This is a genomic window from Lyticum sinuosum, from assembly GCF_034471385.1.
GTDB classification, from domain to species: Bacteria; Pseudomonadota; Alphaproteobacteria; order Rickettsiales; family Midichloriaceae; genus Lyticum; species Lyticum sinuosum.
In genome coordinates, this window is the sequence record NZ_JARGYU010000003.1 from 136,150 (window position 1) to 154,169 (window position 18,020).

At 23.7% G+C, this 18,020-nt stretch carries 16 protein-coding genes and 2 pseudogenes; 9 read left to right on the forward strand and 9 right to left on the reverse strand.

Annotated elements, in window-relative coordinates; translation table 11 throughout:
* Positions 1–95: 95 nt before the first annotated feature.
* Positions 96–1,151, forward strand: coding sequence for a flagellar biosynthesis protein FlhB (flhB, locus tag Lyticum_RS03835; RefSeq protein ID WP_322499011.1), 1,056 nt, complete (start codon positions 96–98; stop codon positions 1,149–1,151).
* A gap of 129 nt (positions 1,152–1,280) precedes the next feature.
* Here the strand turns inward: flhB and hemA are convergent, their stop codons facing one another.
* Entirely contained in the window at positions 1,281–2,540 is a 1,260-nt protein-coding gene (hemA, locus tag Lyticum_RS03840; protein WP_322499012.1) for a 5-aminolevulinate synthase, read from the reverse strand.
* A 26-nt stretch (positions 2,541–2,566) separates the two neighbouring features.
* Positions 2,567–3,391 carry a transglycosylase SLT domain-containing protein gene (locus tag Lyticum_RS03845; RefSeq protein ID WP_322499013.1) on the reverse strand — a complete coding sequence of 275 codons (825 nt, stop codon included), beginning with the start codon at positions 3,389–3,391 and terminating at the stop codon, positions 2,567–2,569.
* A 344-nt stretch (positions 3,392–3,735) separates the two neighbouring features.
* Here Lyticum_RS03845 and Lyticum_RS03850 point away from each other — a divergent pair, with 344 nt between their 5' ends.
* Positions 3,736–4,977 carry a hypothetical protein gene (locus tag Lyticum_RS03850; RefSeq protein WP_322499014.1) on the forward strand — a complete coding sequence of 414 codons (1,242 nt, stop codon included), beginning with the start codon at positions 3,736–3,738 and terminating at the stop codon, positions 4,975–4,977.
* 58 nt (positions 4,978–5,035) lie between these two features.
* Here Lyticum_RS03850 and smpB read toward each other — a convergent pair whose 3' ends face one another.
* The 3 genes and pseudogenes from smpB to Lyticum_RS03865 form a co-directional block, all read right to left on the reverse strand.
* Positions 5,036–5,509 (reverse strand): SsrA-binding protein SmpB, encoded by a 474-nt coding sequence (smpB, locus tag Lyticum_RS03855; protein WP_322499015.1) that lies wholly within the window; start codon positions 5,507–5,509, stop codon positions 5,036–5,038.
* Between the two features lie 123 nt (positions 5,510–5,632).
* Complete coding sequence (locus Lyticum_RS03860; RefSeq protein WP_322499016.1) at positions 5,633–5,935, reverse strand: hypothetical protein; 303 nt, start codon at positions 5,933–5,935, stop codon at positions 5,633–5,635.
* A 72-nt stretch (positions 5,936–6,007) separates the two neighbouring features.
* Positions 6,008–7,240 (reverse strand): annotated as a pseudogene (locus Lyticum_RS03865) (malic enzyme-like NAD(P)-binding protein); the annotation flags it as partial.
* A gap of 260 nt (positions 7,241–7,500) precedes the next feature.
* Between Lyticum_RS03865 and Lyticum_RS03870 the strand changes: the two are divergent.
* The 3 genes from Lyticum_RS03870 (at position 7,501) to lpxD (ending at position 9,859) form a co-directional block, all read left to right on the forward strand.
* Complete coding sequence (locus Lyticum_RS03870; protein WP_322499017.1) at positions 7,501–8,079, forward strand: hypothetical protein; 579 nt, start codon at positions 7,501–7,503, stop codon at positions 8,077–8,079.
* A gap of 179 nt (positions 8,080–8,258) precedes the next feature.
* Positions 8,259–8,651: an iron-sulfur cluster assembly scaffold protein gene (locus Lyticum_RS03875; protein ID WP_322499018.1), complete on the forward strand. Its 393-nt coding sequence runs from the start codon at positions 8,259–8,261 to the stop codon at positions 8,649–8,651.
* Between the two features lie 110 nt (positions 8,652–8,761).
* Positions 8,762–9,859 (forward strand): UDP-3-O-(3-hydroxymyristoyl)glucosamine N-acyltransferase, encoded by a 1,098-nt coding sequence (gene lpxD, locus Lyticum_RS03880; RefSeq protein WP_322499019.1) that lies wholly within the window; start codon positions 8,762–8,764, stop codon positions 9,857–9,859.
* A gap of 163 nt (positions 9,860–10,022) precedes the next feature.
* On the opposite strand, the gene Lyticum_RS03885 is transcribed toward lpxD, so the two are convergent.
* Positions 10,023–11,270: a hypothetical protein gene (locus Lyticum_RS03885; protein WP_322499020.1), complete on the reverse strand. Its 1,248-nt coding sequence runs from the start codon at positions 11,268–11,270 to the stop codon at positions 10,023–10,025.
* A gap of 68 nt (positions 11,271–11,338) precedes the next feature.
* Positions 11,339–11,926, reverse strand: coding sequence for a 3,4-dihydroxy-2-butanone-4-phosphate synthase (locus Lyticum_RS03890; RefSeq protein WP_322499021.1), 588 nt, complete (start codon positions 11,924–11,926; stop codon positions 11,339–11,341).
* Between the two features lie 329 nt (positions 11,927–12,255).
* Between Lyticum_RS03890 and Lyticum_RS03895 the strand changes: the two are divergent.
* A pseudogene (locus Lyticum_RS03895) lies at positions 12,256–13,158 on the forward strand (SPFH domain-containing protein); the annotation flags it as partial.
* A 386-nt stretch (positions 13,159–13,544) separates the two neighbouring features.
* Here Lyticum_RS03895 and Lyticum_RS03900 read toward each other — a convergent pair.
* Entirely contained in the window at positions 13,545–14,882 is a 1,338-nt protein-coding gene (locus tag Lyticum_RS03900; protein WP_322499022.1) for an HlyD family type I secretion periplasmic adaptor subunit, read from the reverse strand.
* Positions 14,883–14,898: 16 nt separating this feature from the next.
* Positions 14,899–16,626 (reverse strand): type I secretion system permease/ATPase, encoded by a 1,728-nt coding sequence (locus Lyticum_RS03905; protein WP_322499023.1) that lies wholly within the window; start codon positions 16,624–16,626, stop codon positions 14,899–14,901.
* 194 nt (positions 16,627–16,820) lie between these two features.
* On the opposite strand from Lyticum_RS03905, the gene Lyticum_RS03910 reads away from it, so the two are divergent.
* From Lyticum_RS03910 to Lyticum_RS03920, 3 genes are read left to right on the forward strand one after another with little or no spacing between them, the layout of a single operon-like run.
* Positions 16,821–17,243 carry a hypothetical protein gene (locus Lyticum_RS03910; protein ID WP_322499024.1) on the forward strand — a complete coding sequence of 141 codons (423 nt, stop codon included), beginning with the start codon at positions 16,821–16,823 and terminating at the stop codon, positions 17,241–17,243.
* Between the two features lie 32 nt (positions 17,244–17,275).
* Positions 17,276–17,668 (forward strand): hypothetical protein, encoded by a 393-nt coding sequence (locus Lyticum_RS03915; RefSeq protein WP_322499025.1) that lies wholly within the window; start codon positions 17,276–17,278, stop codon positions 17,666–17,668.
* 32 nt (positions 17,669–17,700) lie between these two features.
* Positions 17,701–17,988: a hypothetical protein gene (locus Lyticum_RS03920; protein ID WP_322499026.1), complete on the forward strand. Its 288-nt coding sequence runs from the start codon at positions 17,701–17,703 to the stop codon at positions 17,986–17,988.
* Positions 17,989–18,020: the final 32 nt, after the last annotated feature.

Genomic DNA, 18,020 nt, shown 5'->3' on the forward strand with positions numbered 1-18,020 from the left:
TTAATTATTAAATTTTTATAGTTAAAATTATAGTATTATTAAAATATAATAAAAATATATGAGTATAATAAATATATTAAAATATATAAATAATAATGAGTGAAGAAGATAAATCTCAAAAAACAGAAGATGCTACTCAACAAAAGCTCAAGAAATCTAGAGAAGAAGGAAAAACTTTTTCTTCTAGAGAAATAAATAATCTTTTTTCATTTATTACTGCTGCTATTGTTATAAAATGGATTATTCCTAATTTATCATTAGTAATTTATGATGATTTATTGAATTTATATACAAATTCAATTTTAATTGATAAAAATTTAATATTGACACTAATTCGTAGTATTTTCGTAAAATTTATAACTTTTCTTGTAATTATAATAATTCCATTTACTTTAAGCGGAATTATATCATCTATAATACAACATGGATTTATTTATTCTCCGAAAAATATATCGCCTAAATTAGATCGTATTTCTCTTATAAATGGTGCTAAGAGAATTTTTTCAATTAATACGTTAGTTGAAATGTTAAAAGGTATAATAAAAATAATTATAGTTGGAATAGCATTATATCGTACAATTTTACCAGAAATAAATAATATTTTTATATCAAAAAATCTTTTATCACAAGAAATTTTAGATATTATACTAATTTGTATAGGAAAAATGCTATCAACTGTTATAATAGTTATGTTTTTTCTATCAATATTAGATTATTTATATCAAAGATATAAATATTACACTGATATGAAAATGTCAAAACAAGAGATAAAGGATGAGCATAAACAAAATGAAGGAGATCCTAAGATAAAAAGCAAATTAAGACAAATAGCGAGAAAAAGATTGAGAAATAATATGAAAAAAGCAATTAAAGAAGCAACTGTTTTAATAACTAATCCTACACACTATGCTGTTGCAATTAAGTATGATGATAAAACAATGTCAATTCCTATTGTAACAGCTAAAGGAGTTGATGAAATTGCATTAGAAATGAAAAAAATAGCTAGAGATAATTTTATACCTATTATTGAAAATAAAACATTAGCACAATCACTTTATGCAAATATAAAAGTAGATCATGAAATAACACAAATATATTATCAAGCAGTTGCTAATATAATAAATTATATTTATAATCTTAATAATAGATAATAGTAGATAATTTATATATTTTTGATATGATTTTAAGTATTTTTAGTTTTATCTTTTATTTATAATAGAATAGCATTATCTTTTATTAAAAATATATTATAATATAGTTTTATATCATAAATATTATATTTATATAATTTTATATAACTTTAATACTTTGTACAATGCATCGCAAAGTTTATCAATCATATCAACAGTATGTAAAGGTGTTGGTATAATTCTTAATCTTTCTTGACCACGAGGAACAGTTGGATAATTTATATGTTGTATATATATTTTATAATCACTTTTTAATATAGAAGATATTTTTTCTGCTTTTTGAGAATCTCCAACTATTATTGGAATTATATGATATCCATTATCAATAAATGGTATTTTTTTATCTTCCATTCTTTTTTTTAGATATTTTATATTTTCTTTATGCTTTATTCTTAAATTTTGACCATCAATATTACTAATTTTTTTTATACAAAATGATGCCGTCTCAGCAATAGCTGGAGGAATAGCAGTTGTAAATATAAAACCATGTGCTACAGCCATTATAGTATCAATACAATTTTTAGTGGATACTACATATCCACCGACTAAACCATAAGCTTTTCCAAGAGTTCCTTGAATTATATCTATTTGATCTGTTAGACCCAATTCTTCGGCAAGACCAGATCCATTTTTGCCATATAATCCTACAGCATGAACTTCATCAAGATATATAATAGCATTATGTTCTTTAGCTATTGATACAATATCTTTTAAAGGCGCTGCTGTTCCTGTCATTGAATATATTGATTCACAAATAATAATTTTTGGTTGATTTATGGGATATTCAGATAAATATTTTTGTAATGCAATGATGTCATTATGAGGAAAAATATGCTTAGGTAATTTACTTGCTCTTATACCATGAATAATGGATGAATGATTTTCTTCATCAGAAAAGATTATAGCATTAGGTATAATCTTGCCTAATGCTTCAATTGTAGATTGATTTGCAATATAACCAGAAGTAAAAACCATCGCTGATTCTTTATCATATAACTTACTCAAAGTAAATTCTAAATCAAACAGAGATGAACTCGATCCAGATATATTACGAGTACCACCAGCTCCAACCCCATATTTTTGTATTGATTTTTGATGATGACTAATAATATCTTCATTATGCGCCATACCAAGATAATTATTACTGCACCATATAGTTAATCTATTTCCAGTTAATGAATCAGTAGCAATTGGAAATGTACTACCACTATAGTTTAAATAAGTAAATTTACGATAGCGTTTTTCATTTTTTATATTAGATAATATATCAGAAAAATATTTATCATAAATATTTTCGTCAATATTTTTACTTTCATTATTTTTTATAAATGATGAATTTGAATTATGCATAAATATAAAAAAATTTTATATTAAAATTAATTTTTTGGTAAAGTTATATAATTATGGCCAGATATTTTATGCTTATCAAGCATTCTATGATTATCAGATATTCCATGATTATCAGGTATTCTATGATTTATATTAGTAGCTATCATCATAGGCTCAGAAATATCCCTACTTTTATTATTATTTTTATTTGTAATATTTTGAGACTTTTGCGAAAAGCTTTGTTTATGTTTTCTATTATTAGAATTATAATTTTCATTACTTAATAGAGATTGTTCTATGTTATATCTATTATATAAATAATTTGAATTATGAGGATTTCTATAAGAAATATTACTTCCTAATTCACTCATACGCTTATAAACTTTCTCGCTATAAGCAGAAGAAAGGTGAGGCGTAAATGAATGATATTGGCCTATTGCTTTTTTCCAGTTTTTTTGTGAAATATAACGCTCTGTTAAATAATGCGCTGCATATGCCACATTATATATTGGATTTAAAATATTATTTGGACTATTACCAAATTGATGTTTATGATGAATCCAATTAATTTGAGTACAACCAATATCTATATTTGTATGTCCAGCATCTAATAATCTTTTTAGATAATTTAAAGCTTGTTGTTTATTTTTAAAGTAATGAGATTTACCTAAAGCATTTATAGTCCATGGCCATGGTAAAGGATCTTTATTGCCAAAATAATTATAACCTGATTCAACAATAGAAATACTATAAAGAAGATTTTTAGGTAATGAGTATTTTTTCTCATAAAACTTTATAGCACTTATACACTGCCAATGATCGCCATATATATCATAAGATGCATAAGCATTATATCTTTCATCTGTAATCACTATATAAATTAATATTGATATGATAAATTTTATAGTAAATTTTTCTGTAGTTTTTATTATTTTTTTTATTATATTTTTTATAAACCTTATATAATTAATACTTATCATCTAACTTATTTATTTTAATATTGATATGTGAATATAAATTACTATGTTACAATATATAAAAATTTTTTAAAATGCATAAATTATATCTACTAATTTTACTATTTAAGTATTGATAATTAAAAATTTTGAACTATATCTTGATTCATTATATATAACACTAATAATACTAGTAAGAAAAGTCTATTAAACATACAAATAAATGAGTAGAACTTAAACTTAAAATATGAAATAAAAATATGCATAATCTCTCTTTATCTCCTTTAGGGAAAAATACTCCTTACATTTCTTATTATTCTTCTGAATTATTATGCTTTATTCCTAGGTTAACAGGTCGTAAAGATATTTATATCCATTTTGATCAAAATGATTATGATTTTAATAAAAATATTTCAAGATTTAATAATAAATTATTTTTAGAAAAAAATCTTAATTTATCTATGTATGGATTTGATTTATGGAATGCATATGAGATTTCTTGGCTTGATACAAATAGTATACCAATAATTGCAATAGGTGAAATAATGTATTCATCTTCTTCTCCATCTATTGTAGAATCAAAATCATTAAAATTATATTTAAATTCATTTAGTGAAACTATATTTGAATCTACTGAAAGCGTAGAAAAAATTATTGCAAATGATTTAACAAAAGGAATTGGAACTCCTGTTTTTGTCAAACTATATGAATCAACTTCTTGGAATGATAATATTCCAATTTTTACAATGGTAAATGATGATGTAGCAGCAAAAAAAGATGGATTTATGAGTATAGATAATGCGCTGCGAAAATATTGTAAAAGAAGTACTGCTCTTTCACCCAAAGAAATTCTAAAAAAAGACCATCTTGATATATTTATAAATAAATTTAAGTTAAAAAATAGCATTAAAAAAAATACTTATTATAGATGTTATTCAAAGCTTCTTAGATCTTTGTGTCCAGTTACAGGACAACCAGATTGGGGTACAGTGTATATTGTTTATTCTGGAGATAAAATACGTCTATCAATTTTAGCAAGATATATTCTTGGTACAAGAAATCTCAATATGTTTCATGAACAATCTGTCGAGAAAATATTTACAGATATATGGAGAATGTTTAGACCTAAATTTCTTAAAGTATGGGCGCGTTATAATAGGCGTGGTGGAATAGATATTAATCCTCATAGAATTGGTTTTGTTACAAATCCTAGTAATGATAAAAGTATAAGAGGATTCAATAAAATTTATGATGAAAAAGCACAAGAGAAACATTATATAGAATACATTGATAAAAAATCTTATTCTGCTGATTTGTTAAATTATAATAATATCAATAATATAAATGATCCAAGTAAAAAAATATCTAAGATTAAAATTAAAGATGTAGATTTACATGATCATCTTACTATAGATTTTTTTAATGAGGATTTAAAAGTAAGTGATGATGTTGAGCATTTAATTAAATTATTTCCCATAAATAATAGAAATTTAAGACAATAAAAATTATTATGGGATCTTAATATAGTAATATTGTAAATATATATAATTTTTTTATTATTTATTCCATTCCTCTACGAAGTGATCTTTCTATATCTCTTTCTTTTATAGCAGCTCTTTTATCATGATTTTTTTTACCTGTTGCTATAGAAAGAAGAATTTTCACTATATTTCTATGATTAAAATATATTTTCAATGGAATTAATGCTATATTCTTTTTTTTAAATGTTCCAATGAGTTTACGAATTTGATTTTTATGTAAAAGTAATTTTTTAGGACGCTTTGGGTAATGATTATATCTATTAGCTTCAATATACTCATTAATATGAAGATTATGTAGAAATACTTCTTCATTTTCAACTATAGCATGTGAATCAGTTATATTAGTTTTATAATTGCGTAATGACTTTATTTCACTACCAGTTAAAACTATACCAGTCTCTATAACATCCTCTATATTATAATTAAAAGATGCTTTATTATTATTTGATATTAAATGATAGATATTACTATCGGGTATTGATTTTGTTGCCATAACAAAACAAATAATTAATTATTTATTACAAATTTTATTTATTTTATTCTCTACTGCCATTTTTATTAATAATTTTTTTAAGTATATTAATAATTTTTCTAAGTATTTTAAAATATCTTAAAATTAATCAATTTGTTCAAATATAGTGGAAATTACAGTACAAATATTGTTATTTATATTAACAATTCCACCATTAATAAATTTAAAGATTAGTTTTTTTATTGTATTTATATTATTACTATTTATATTATTCTGTGTAACTTCAATAATTCCATCAATTTTAAGAAGAACTGTTATTGATTCATGTTGGGGAAGTACCATCATTTCTCCATCATAACATAAAATTTTAATACTATCTGCAATTATACCATTTACTTTCGTATCTGGAGATGAAATTAATAAAGTCAATTTGTCATTTTCTAGCATTTCTACAATGATTTTTATATTGATTAATATAAAATAAAAATTGATATTATATTAAAGATTTTTTAAAAAATCTCTATATAACATTAAATTTTCTATTTTTTTACGAGACACACCACTTTCATCTGCAGCCTTAGCTATAGCAATAGGTATAGTATATTTTAATCTTTCATCAAATGGTAATGGTATTATATAAGACTTCGAAAAATTAATATCATCTTTTGCTAGTTGAGCTATTGCATGCGCGGCAGCAATTTGCATTTCATCATTTATACGACTAGCTCTTACATCAAGAGCAGCACGAAATATATATGGGAAACCTAAAACATTATTAACTTGATTAGGATAATCTGATCTACCTGTTGCAATTATAGCATCATCTCTAACTTCCTTTACATCATCTGGTGATATTTCTGGATCTGGATTTGCCATTGCAAATATTATTGGTTCATTCTTCATTTGAGAAACCATTTTTTTTGTTAATGCCCCTTTTACTGATAATCCAAGAAATATATCTGCATTAACAATTGCTTCTTCCAATGTTCTAGATTCTGTGATAACAGCATATTCTTCTTTCCATTTATTCATACCATCGATTCTACCTTTATAAATAACTCCACGTGAATCACAAATTATTATATTATTTGGATTAAATCCTTCTTTTTTTATTAAATTAGCACATGCTATTGCTGCAGCACCAGCGCCATTAATCACAATTTTACAATCATCAATATTTCTTTTAGTAAGTAATAAAGAATTTATAAGACCAGCTAAAACAACAATTGCAGTACCATGTTGATCATCATGAAATACTGGAATATTAACTCTTTTTTGTACTTCTTCTGTTATAATAAAGCATTCTGGAGCTTTAATATCCTCCAAATTGATTCCACCCCATGTTCCTGATATAGATGAAATAACATCTATTAAAAAATCTGTGTTCTCACTATTGATTAATATATCAACAGCATCAATGCCAGCAAATCTTTTCATTAACGCACATTTTCCTTCCATCACAGGTTTAGATGCTAAAGATCCAATATTTCCTAATCCTAAAACAGCTGTTCCATTTGTAATAACCGCTACAGTTCTACCCTTACCTGTATACTCATAGGCCATTTCAGGATTTTGATATATTTCCATACAAGGTGCTGCAACTCCTGGTGAGTAAGCTAATGCTAAATCATATTGTCCATTAATCGGTTTTGGTAGGGTCATTGACAATTTTCCTTTAGGTTCTTGAGAATGCCATTTAATGGATTCATCGAAGATCACACTATTTTTTGAATCTTTATGATAAAACGTCATTTTTTTTATAAGAGTATTTGATAAAATTAATATTTATAAAAATTATGATATATTTCTTTTTAGTTAATTTGCTTTGTTATAGTATTAAAATATAATAACTATTAGATATATTATAAAATTTTATACATATATTTTTATTGCAACTTTTGTGAAAAATAGTATATTTACTTAAAAATCTAAAGTTGATTTATTATTTTATAAAAAACATATATATTTTAATATTAAAATATATACTAACTATTAAAACATAAGTATAATATATGTCAAATGACTTTAATCTCATATCTAATGATAATTTAGAAAATCAAATTGATAATGTACAACCATATTTTAGACAAGGTAATCATTATCTTGAATCTAATAATATAGATTATTTCAATTATTATAATCCATATTCTGATTATAATTATTATGATCCGTATTCTGATTATAAATGTGATAACACCGAAATCTTTGAAGAAGAAAATAAAATCAATATTGAAGAATTAAATAAAAATCTAGCTCTATCTTATGAAGGATTTGAAAAATTAAGCGAAGATGCGTTTAATATTGGAAAATTAGAAGAAATAAAATTAATAGATAATCAAGTAAACATTAAAAATAATCATTTATATGATGAAAAAGCATATATTAAAGATATAAATGATAAAAATAACTCTATTGATAAAAATAACTCTATTATTTATATAAGGCATATCAATGAACTTAATATCTTCACTAAAGATATAAATTCTAATAATGCTTGTTTATTACTAGAAGAGAATAATACTCATTTATTACTAGAAGGTTATAATATATATATCGATTATATCGATAAAGCAAGTATTGTACACGAATAATATTTATTATTAAATATTCATATTAATATTATATAATTAAATGTTGTATGCTATTATATATAAATATAAATTAGTTATAAATACATAATAACATAATAATAAATTGCAATTTATCTATTATTAAAATAAAATCTTTAATCTCATTTATACTATTTAATTACTAAAATTATATTTAACATATGCCATATAACGAAAAAATTATTAATACATTTGATAACCCTAAAAATATCGGATCTTTAGATTCATCAAGATCAGATGTTGGAACGGGAATAGTAGGGGCACCTTCATGTGGTGACGTTATGAAATTACAGATATTAGTCAATGATCAAGGTATAATAGAAAAAGCAGTAGTTAAAACATTTGGTTGTGTTTCAGCAATTGCTTCTAGTTCATACTTAGCTTCTAAAATAGAGGGTATGAGTGTAAATAATGCTAAAATGATTAATAATCAACAAATTGCTGATGAATTAGGATTACCGCCTGTGAAAATTCATTGCTCTGTTTTAGCTGCAGAGGCAATTTCAGCTGCAATAGATGATATACAAAATAAGAAAATAGAAAGTAAAGCATAAATAAATATATAATTTGATAATATTTTTAATATTATATATATTTATATAAGATTATATATATTTAATCATCATTAATAATTTTTTTGGCTATTAATAATATCGATAATAATATGAATAATTTAAGTAATGAGGATATATTTAATAGATTTACTATTACTAATAATCCCATATCTCTTAAAGATATAATATTAAAAACAGGATCTGATATTAGTATAAACTGTAAAAATCAATTAAATGAAGATTTATTAGATAAAATTCTAATTTTTAATATAAGAGACATAAGAAACGCAACTAATACAAGTATTACATTTTTATATAACTTATCTTATATTGAAAATTTAAAACAAAGTAATGTTCCTGCTTGTTTTGTTAGTTATGACCTTGCTGAATATATCCCAGAAACAATAATTCCTATTTTAAATATAAATCCACAGCTAGCTTATTCTTTAACTATAGATTTGCTCTATTCTAATCGTTATTCATTATATAATCATAATAATAATAATTCTAATATCAATATTACATCTCAAATTGGAAAAAACTCATCAATAGATAATACAGCAATTATATGTGAGAATAGTATTATTGGTAATAATGTAACTATTGGTCGATATTCAATAGTTGGACCTGGAGTTATTATAAATGATGATGTAGTTATAGAAGATTATGTTATATTACAATCGACAGTTGTAGGAAATGGATCTATAATAAGATCTGGAGCTAAAATAGGTCAAAGTGGATTTGGTTATACTATAGATGTAGATTTTAATGCAAAAAATCAATTAGAAAAAAATAATTCAAAAATTATCATTAATAAGATACTTCATGTCGGATTTGTAAAAATAGGAAATAATACCGAAATAGGATGCAATACATGTATAGATCGTGGTGTTTTGAGTGGTACGATTATAGGAGATGAAACTAAAATAGATAATCTATGTCAAATAGGTCATAATGTAATAGTTGGCAATTCATGTTTTATATGTGGGCAAGTTGGTATAGCAGGAAGCGCTAATATAGGAAATAATGTGAAAATAGGAGGCCAAGCAGGAATAGCAGGTCATATATCAATAGGAAATAATGTTTCAATTGGTGCCAAAAGTGGAGTAATTAACTCATTAGAAGAAGGGGAATCTGTTGTAGGATTCCCTGCAGTATCACGCATTAAATTCTGGCGCGGTATAAATAAAATGTTTAAGTTTAAATAAAAAATTTTAATTATTTGATAATATATTAATATTATTTCAATAGAAAAATAATTAATAATAGTAAAAATAAAATATTAAATCATATTATATATTCTATATGTTATGTATCTAATTTATATACTATAATGTTATTTTTATATTATAAATATTATAAAATTTAACTTTATGTGATCATTAAAACCTTATTATAACAATTTATATTTATAGAAGATAATTTATGATATGAATAACTTTTATCATGCTTATAACATCTTCTCTGTTTTAATATTTTAAAGCATTTTCTCAGTTTTTGTGTTGATTCTTTACTGACTTTAGGTTCAAATGTAAATAATTTATCAACGTTTTCATCATTTTCTTCTCCAAATTTTGCATAATGCAATCTTTTGTATTTTTCTTTAAATTCATCATAAATACTTTTTAATATTTGATAAGTACAAGTATTTATTATTGTATCTGCTATACCAATAATAATATTTATATAGTCAGTAAATTTAAATTTCTGAGAAAAAACATTATCAAATTTGAAATCTATTTCTAAATTCTTATTTAAAGCAGAAGCTATAAATCTAGATATAAGAAGAGATGGTAATATTATAACGAAAGAATAATTCAAGTAATGTATTAAGCCTAAAGTAATAATAGGTATAAAAGTTACTAAAGTAGCATATTTTATAGTTTTAAATATGGATTTAAAAACTAAAAATAATTTAATTAATGTATCTTTATTTAATACTTTTAAAATTAATGTTTCTTTTAATTTTAATAAAGATTTACAAATTTTTTTATAAAAACTACTTCTATCTATATTAACTTCAAATTTTTCTAGAATAAATTCATTTTCTATATAAAATGCAATTTTTATCATCATTTCTGATAATTCTTTTAATTCTTGAGTATTTTGTACTTTTGATAAATCTTGCAATTCTTGCGACTGTTGATTATTTTTTTTAAAAAATTTCGATCTTTTTATAAAATCATCTAGTAAATCAGTATTTTTATCATCATTATTTTTTTTTTGTTCTTTGTTAATATTTAATATTGTATCAGTGATTTCTTCAAAATAACCCTTTATTTTTTTTGTGATATCATTATGATCTTTTAAGAATTTTAAGAATTTTTTTTTATCTGAAATATTATTATTGCTTTTTATGCAATTAATGTAATTAGTATAATTAATATAACGTTCTGATAGTTCCATTGATATATTATATAAAATAAAAATCGTAGAATATAGTTTATTTTTATCATTATTAATTATTTTATTAGTGATATTAAATTTGACAATTTCTAATTCTTCTTCTTGATTTACATTATTTATAATTTCTAATTCTTCTTGTTGATTTACATTATTTATAATTTCTAATTCTTCTTCTTGATTTACATTATTTATAATTTCTAATTCTTTTTGCATATTTTGTTATTTAATATAATATTATTATTTATTTTTATTAATTAATTTAATTTTAATAATAATTAAAATTATTTATAAGATTTTATGTTATCTATAGTAGTAATTTTAATTTCATGATAATCAGCAAATTTCATTAGTGATATACCTTTAAGTGGATTACCATGATCTCCTATAACTTCACATATTAGTGCTACTTCTGAAAATCCTGCTATTTTCATTAAAGATATTGAAGCTTCCGTATGACCTAGTCTTGCATTTAAGCCATCTTTATGACCTATAACAGTCATAACATGTCCTGGTGTTGTTATTTCATCAACTGTAGTTAGTGGATTTGCTAAAGTTTGAATAGTTAAAGCTCTATCATGAGTAGAACACCCATTACCTGTTAAACCATATCTTGCATCAACTGTTTGTGCATACATAGCGCCATTTTCTGATATATTTCTACGTTCTAAAATCTTTAAATCTAATTTTGTTGCTATTGATTGACTAATTGCTACAACAGGGACACCTCCTCCTAACTTCGACATAAGAGATATAGATTCGTGATTAACTAGACTACCTGAAATTACTAAATCACCTTCATTCTCTCTACTTTCATCATCTAAAATAATAATAAATTTACCATTTATAACGTCTGATATAATTTCTCTCATTGTTTTTTTATTAAAAATATATATTACAAATATTATTATATCATTTATAATAAAAATATTAGTTTGACAATGATTAATGTACAGTAATTGTATATAAAATTAAAAATTTTATCAAAAATACTATAAATATACCTTATTAGTAATATAATAATATTGTTATAAATTATATATAGTGTTTAATAAGAAATAAAAAAAATTTAGTAGTTCTAGTATTAATAATATCCTAATTGAAAGATTTAAAATAAGATTTAAAATAAATTGATAATCTTAAATAAGAGTATTATATTTATTTTATATGAACTATATAAACTTAAAATTAATAACTTAACATGGATCCTATAGTTATAATATTCATAATAATTGGTATAATTTGTACATTTGGCTTTAAGATAGTTCCTCAACAGCAAGTATGGATTATTGAGCGTTTTGGTAAATATAATTTATCTTTAGAAGCTGGATTAAGTTTTATTATTCCTTTTATTGATAAAGTTGCTTATAAACATACAATGAAAGAAAGAGCTATTAGTGTTACAGAGCAAGCAGCAATAACAAAAGATAATGTTACATTAATGGTTGATGGTATGATTTATGTGAAAATTATAAATCCAGTTGATGCATCATATGGTGTAGAAAACCCATACTACGCTGCAACACAGTTAGCTCAAACTTCTGTTAGATCTGCAATAGGAAAATTAACAATGGATACAACTTTTGAAGAAAGAGAAATATTAAATACACAAATAGTATCTATCATTAATGATGCAGCTAAAGCTTGGGGAATACAATGTATGCGTTATGAAATACGAGATATAAAACCTCCAACAAATGTTTTAAGAGCAATGGAAACACAAGTTGCAGCTGAAAGACAAAAAAGAGCTGAAATATTAGAATCAGAAGGAAAAAAACAATCTATGGTAAATATTGCAGAAGGAAAGAAAGTAGAGATAGTTCTAGCATCTGAAGCAAATATGACACAAAGAATTAATCAAGCTAAAGGAGAGGGAGAAGCTATAATAAATTTAGCAAATTCTAATGCCGTTGCAATTGAAAGTATTGCAAGAGCTATGCATAGTGATAATGGATATGAAGCAGTAAATATGAGACTAGCAGATAATTATATTAATGCCTTTTCTATGTTGGCAAAACAAAATAATACTATGATTATTCCAACAAATCCTTCTGATATTGCAAGTATAATAGGACAAGCAACCGCAATTATTTCTAATATAAGAAATAATAAATTGAATAATTATCATAAAGTTGATGATTTACATAAAGGAAATAATAAGAAGCCAGATAATGAGATATATAATGATAAACTAAATCAAAATAAACTTAGTGAAAATATTAATATTGAAGAAAATTCTCAAAACTCAACAAATTCAACTAATATTGAAAATACTTGTAATGCGACAAAACTACCTGTAACAGATAATTAAATTACTTTATTTAGATAGAAATATTAATATTGAAGAAAATTCTCAAAACTCAACAAATTCAACTAATATTGAAAATACTTGTAATGCGACAAAACTACCTGTAACAGATAATTAAATTACTTTATTTAGATAGAAATATAAAAATATCTTCTTATTTTTTTATTATTTTTCAATATTATTTATTGTTCCTTAAATGCTTTATGAAAAGATTCAATAATAGGTGATAACATGTATTCCATAAATGTTCTAGTTCCTCTAATTAAAAAAGCAGTAACTGGCATTCCAGGATATAATTTTACATCATAATTTATTGATTTTAAAGATTCTGGTTTAATTTTTAATCTCACTATATAATATTCTTTTAATCCTGTAGATCCTTTTTCAGATTTCAAACTATCTGCAGAAATATATATAATATCTGCGGATAAACGTGGTACTAAACGCTGCTTATATGAATCCAAACTAACTTTAGCTAGATTACCAACTTTTATATTACTAATTTCATGTGGAGCTATATTAGTTTCAATAATAAAATTATCTGTATCTGGAACTATATACATAAGTGTTTCTCCTGGTCGAATTATTCCTCCTATTGTATGAACTTTTAGATCAGTTACTATACCAGAAACACTACTTTTTATATTTGTTCTATCTAAAATATTAAGATAGTGCTTATATTTACCTTCTAAATCAATAATTTCAAGATGATTATTTTCATATTCTTTAGATAAATTTGTATAATATTTATTTTTAAATGATGCAATATTTGCTTTAAGTTTTTCTAAATCTTGATTAAGAGTTAACTCTTGATCTTTTAAATAAGCCACTCTTGCTTGCATTTCTTGATATTCTCTTTGTATAGATAGCATGTTATGTTTACTTATAACATCTTTTTCATATAATTTTTTAATATCACTTAATTTTTCTTCTTGTATTTTCAAATTATCTTGAAATATATCTTGTTGTTTTTTAATTCCATTAATATTAATAAAGATTTTTGATTTTTCTTCATTAAATGACAACATATTACTTTCAAATTCATTTCTTTTTGTTAAAAATATATTAATTTGATTATTTTTTATTATTTCAACTTCTTTATCTACTCCTTTTAAAAGATTATGATCAAAACTAATATTATCTAAATTAGTTATTTCAGCTATAAGCCTTTTTTCTATTGCTATTCTCGATCTTAATAAAGTTAGTGTTGTGTGTAAAATACCTTCTATTGATGATTTATCTAGAATCATTAATATATCTCCTGATTTAACTTTTTGCCCTTCTTCGACTAAAATTTTTGATATTATTCCTCCTTCGTAATGTTGTACTTCTTTACGATTACCTGCAATTATTACTACTCCTCTAGCTATTATTGCACTATCTAATTTTGCAAAACATCCCCAAATAAAAAAAATAGATATAGCAATAATTATAAAAAAATAAGCTAATTTTATTGGTTTATTAATATAATCTCTTAAAGAAATCAGTTGATTATTATAATTTTCATTATTATTTAACATATTTAAAAAAATATAATTATTTTTTTTCTAATGCAGTTGAAATTAGTATATTATTAGATTCTTGCATTTTTTTTATTACTTCATCTTTATCACCAAAAATTACTAAATTTCCTTTATGAATAATAGCAATTTTATCTGCTACTGATAAAATTGTATTTCTATGTGATATAACTATAACTGTTATATTTTTAGTTTTAGCATATTGAATTGCATTAATTAATGCTTTATCGCCATGAGCATCTAAACTAGCATTTGGTTCATCCAGTATAAGAATCTTAGGGTTTTTATAAAAAGCTCTAGCTAATCCAATTCTTTGTTTTTGACCACCAGATAGTGAAGATCCAGCAAATCCTATGTTTGTGTTATATCCATTTGGTAAACCTAATATCATATCATGTGCACCAGCCATCTTAGCAGCATAAATTACCTCATCATAATTTGGATTCTCACACATACGAGCAATATTTTGAAGAATTGTACCACTAAATAGCTCAACGTTTTGTGGAAGATACCCGATATTATTCCCAAATGAGCTTTTTTTTATATCCTTTAAATTTATTCCATCTATTCTGATAATCCCAGAAGTTGGGCTTGATATTCCAACTAATAATTTGGCTAATGAAGTTTTTCCAGATCCACTTTCACCAATAATCACTAAAATATTTCCAGAATTTAAATAAAAATCAATATTTTGTAATATATAATGCCCACTATTTTGATTTGTTATAGATATATTTTCTAGTCTTATATCTCCTTTTATTTCTCTTAAATCTATTAATAATTTATCTGTATCATATTCTTTACATAGCATATTAATTCTTTCATAACTTTGTCTACAATTCACAAATTTTTTCCAAGTATTAATTGCTATTTCAAATGGCCCAAGTGCTTTACTCATTAAAGTTGAACTTGCTATAATTGCACCAGATGAAAACTCTCCTTGAACTGTTAAATATGCACCAAGACCAGTTACTGCAATTTGTAAAATAGATCTTATAACCTTTATTATTTCAGAGAATATTATTTGACTCTCATTGCTATATGATTGTGTTTCATGAACAATATTATTTAACTTCTGCCAAGAATTTATGATGTTAGGCATCATAGCCATAGCCTCTATGACTTCAGCATTATGATTAGATTCTTCAACATAACTCATGCTTTTTAAAAAATTTTCATTATTTTTTTGTATAATTTTACTATTTATTTTATCTGATATGATTCCAATAGTAATTAAGATAATTCCACCAAAAAGAGCTAAAAATCCAATGTAAGTATGCAAAAAAAATAAAGTTAATAAAAATATTAACGACCATGGTAAATCCATTATAATAATTACAGACTGACTAATTATAAAACTTTTTATAATTTGAAGATCTCTCAATTGTTGACTATTAGCGCTCCCCTTTATTGTTGAAGACATTTTTACAGAATTACGAAACAATAATTCTGACATTTGTTTTTCAAACCATATTCCCATTCTATTTAAAGCAAAGCTTCTCGCTCCCTGAATTCCAGCCGTTAAAATAAATGCTAAAATTATAACAATGGTTAATCCTATTAATGTGTTAATATTTCCACTTGATAATACTCTATCTAGAACTTGCATTGAATATATTGGAGCAGCCAACATTAAAATATTTAGAATAAAACCAAATAATAAAATATATACTATAATAATACGACAAGCTAATAAAGTTGATTGTAAAGGAGTAAAAGAGTAATTTTTTAAATTATTTTTCATTATTTTATAATAAATATGATAATTTTTTATTTATAATATGATCTCTTATAAATTTTCTGTAAAAATAGAAAAATACTTGAATTAATTTAATATTTAAAATATTATATCTTTTTTATTAACTACTGATATAAAATATTTTATAGTCTTTAGTTAATGAGTTCATTAAATAATAATATAATTTAAAAAAAAATACTATGAGAGAAAAATTATCTAATATTGGAGAAGTATTATCTGATATAACAGGAAAATGGGCAAAAGGTGTGACAGAATTCAAAGGGGAATTAGAAATCTTAAAATGGAAGGATAATGTGATGGGAATAGCATTTATAATCTTTGCTCCTACACTAATTTTTGTATCTTTTACAATGCCAACTATAAATGTTTGCACTACTAAAGAAACTAATCCTATGAATAGATGTGTTAAAGGTTTAACCCATTTAATTGATAAAAAGTTTCCTGGAAGATTCAGTGGTGATACTTCTTGTAGTTTAGCTATTATTGCTTTAGCTACTTCTATAATATTAATCTCTATAGTGATGGTTATAGGTATTGTAGTTGGAACAATAGCATATTCTCGTTATAAGTCATCAGCACAACAACCACAAACACAAATATAATCCATTTTAATCTATTAATACAAAAAAATACTATGACTATAAAAATACTTGAATTATCTGGTACTTCTATTGGTGGAATAATAGGTATAACTCTTGGAATTGCTATCATAAACACAGATAAAGAGAGGCGGCTAAAATCAGCTATTTTTTCTATTCTTGCAATGATCATAGGTGTAATTACAGTTACTGAAAGTAAAAAATTTGGTTATGATCTTATTAATATTCTTTTAACACAGTTAGATAAAAATATTCCTCAAACAGTTGGTCGTGATATTTCTAATAGTTTAGCTTTCTCTGTTATTTGTAGTTCTGTATTATTAATCTCTGCAATTGTAACTGAATTAGTGATGAGAGGTATAGAAGGTATTAAAAATTTACATTCTCGTTATAAGTCATCAGCACAACAACAACAAGTACAAATATAATCCATTTTAATCTATTAATACAAAAAAATACTATGACTATAAGAATATATGAGTTCTTAAAGAAAGAGATAGCAGCGAGTGTTATTGCTATTCTGACGACATTAGGTACTATAGGTGGTACTATAATACTTGCAATTACTGAAGAAACTAATCCTATTAGTAAATGTACTAAACATGATAATTTAGCTTTTGCTGCTACTATTGCTTCTCTATTATTAATCAGTGTAGTTATATTGGAATTGATACTTAGAGGTATAGAAGCTATTGAAAAAATTAAGCATTCTCAGTTATCAGCACAACAACCACAAGCACAAATATAATCTATTTTAATCTATTAAAACAAAAAAATACT

Excerpts from the sequence above, each read along its gene's own strand:
- Lyticum_RS03920 (WP_322499026.1), top strand. The coding sequence starts at position 17,701 with ATGACTATAAGAATATATGAGTTCTTAAAGAAAGAGATAGCAGCGAGT.
- Lyticum_RS03875 (WP_322499018.1), top strand. The coding sequence starts at position 8,259 with ATGCCATATAACGAAAAAATTATTAATACATTTGATAACCCTAAAAAT.
- hemA (WP_322499012.1), bottom strand. The coding sequence starts at position 2,540 with ATGCATAATTCAAATTCATCATTTATAAAAAATAATGAAAGTAAAAAT.
- lpxD (WP_322499019.1), top strand. The coding sequence starts at position 8,762 with ATGAATAATTTAAGTAATGAGGATATATTTAATAGATTTACTATTACT.
- Lyticum_RS03850 (WP_322499014.1), top strand. The coding sequence starts at position 3,736 with ATGCATAATCTCTCTTTATCTCCTTTAGGGAAAAATACTCCTTACATT.
- Lyticum_RS03860 (WP_322499016.1), bottom strand. The coding sequence starts at position 5,935 with ATGCTAGAAAATGACAAATTGACTTTATTAATTTCATCTCCAGATACG.
- flhB (WP_322499011.1), top strand. The coding sequence starts at position 96 with ATGAGTGAAGAAGATAAATCTCAAAAAACAGAAGATGCTACTCAACAA.
- Lyticum_RS03910 (WP_322499024.1), top strand. The coding sequence starts at position 16,821 with ATGAGAGAAAAATTATCTAATATTGGAGAAGTATTATCTGATATAACA.
- smpB (WP_322499015.1), bottom strand. The coding sequence starts at position 5,509 with ATGGCAACAAAATCAATACCCGATAGTAATATCTATCATTTAATATCA.
- Lyticum_RS03890 (WP_322499021.1), bottom strand. The coding sequence starts at position 11,926 with ATGAGAGAAATTATATCAGACGTTATAAATGGTAAATTTATTATTATT.
- Lyticum_RS03905 (WP_322499023.1), bottom strand. The coding sequence starts at position 16,626 with ATGAAAAATAATTTAAAAAATTACTCTTTTACTCCTTTACAATCAACT.
- Lyticum_RS03915 (WP_322499025.1), top strand. The coding sequence starts at position 17,276 with ATGACTATAAAAATACTTGAATTATCTGGTACTTCTATTGGTGGAATA.
- Lyticum_RS03900 (WP_322499022.1), bottom strand. The coding sequence starts at position 14,882 with ATGTTAAATAATAATGAAAATTATAATAATCAACTGATTTCTTTAAGA.
- Lyticum_RS03885 (WP_322499020.1), bottom strand. The coding sequence starts at position 11,270 with ATGCAAAAAGAATTAGAAATTATAAATAATGTAAATCAAGAAGAAGAA.
- Lyticum_RS03870 (WP_322499017.1), top strand. The coding sequence starts at position 7,501 with ATGTCAAATGACTTTAATCTCATATCTAATGATAATTTAGAAAATCAA.